Source organism: Mesorhizobium sp. M7A.F.Ca.MR.362.00.0.0 (assembly GCF_004023175.1).
GTDB lineage: Bacteria > Pseudomonadota > Alphaproteobacteria > Rhizobiales > Rhizobiaceae > Mesorhizobium.
The window spans coordinates 1-1144 of sequence record NZ_RZTF01000778.1 but is presented as its reverse complement, the minus strand read 5'-3'; the positions used below and the strand labels follow the sequence as shown (position 1 = coordinate 1144).

Annotated in this window: 1 pseudogene; it reads right to left on the bottom strand. The window is 56.9% G+C overall.

The features are described from left to right. Positions 1 to 427: 427 nt before the first annotated feature. Positions 428 to 1144, bottom strand: a pseudogene (locus tag EOC06_RS40530) (TlpA family protein disulfide reductase); the annotation flags it as partial.

Sequence of the window (1144 nt, the reverse complement as noted above, 5' to 3'; positions counted from 1 at the left end):
TACGAATGAGCCGCAGGAGGCATTTGACGAACGGGGAAGCAAGGGCCTCGTCGTCCTTGTGGACAGCAGGGCCAACCGGTTCATGAGGAATCTCGCTTTTCCCCAATTTCAGTACTCCTCTTGAAGGACGATCTCTTTTTCTGCGATGTGTGGTTCGGGCGCTTGCGTGGGCGGGGGAATGGCTTGGGCGAGCCGATCCCACGCAACAGTGTCCCGTGGCCGACCTCGAGCACGTCCACCAATGCGAGACCTTTCACCGCGGCGCGAACGCCTGCGCCGCGGTTCGACCCGAGGTAAACGCAATGGAAATTCCACCTGCCGCAAGCCGCGCACTTTTGCGGCATCGACGTTATTGCTGCGAAGTGCGCCTGGGCGGGCGGATTTGCCGGTGTTCAATTCCAATTGTCATGCCCTTCGCGATCCTTGCTCAGGAAGTGACAGCGTTTTGAGTTTCGGAAGTCTTGTTTTGCGGAGCCACACAGAGACCCGCGTGACAGGCAGGCTCACCCGTGTAGTTGGCCAGGGCTTGGAGCAACGAGGTGAGGTAGCGCTGTTTGGTTTGGTCCGGCACTGGCTCCGAATGGTCCAGCGATTTGATTGCCACCTCGATCAACTCGATCGCCCGGTCCTTGTTGCCGCTCTCGTAATAATACTGAGCGACCGGAAAGTAACACCCGAATTTAAAGTCTCCATCGCCTTGCGGAGGATTAAGTTCCAGGATCTGTTCGGAGAGCTCCTTGCCCATCGCAAAGCGATCATCATGCGGAAGATGGGAGTTGTCGATCGTGGGATGGAAGAGTTGGTTCAGCGCCATCACCACCCAAGACATCGCTTCGAACTTTTTGTTGATCGCGTCCTCGACCAATTCGCGCATAAGCGGCAAGCCGGTTTTGATGTCGCGCAGCTTGTGAAGCAGAATATCCGCATGAACCCGCCGAAAATCAAAAGAGTCTGGCATCACGGCGAGGCCTTCTTCGATGGCCAATAGTGCCGCTGCCCAATCCTCGTCCTGCATCGCCGGCCCAAGTTTGGCGTATATCGGCTGACTCAGCGACGATTCGCGCACACGCGAGATTCGCTTTGCATCGACGGCTTTCGCTTCATAGCTGCTGCGCCAGCTGCCGTTAAGGACTTTCGGCAAAAC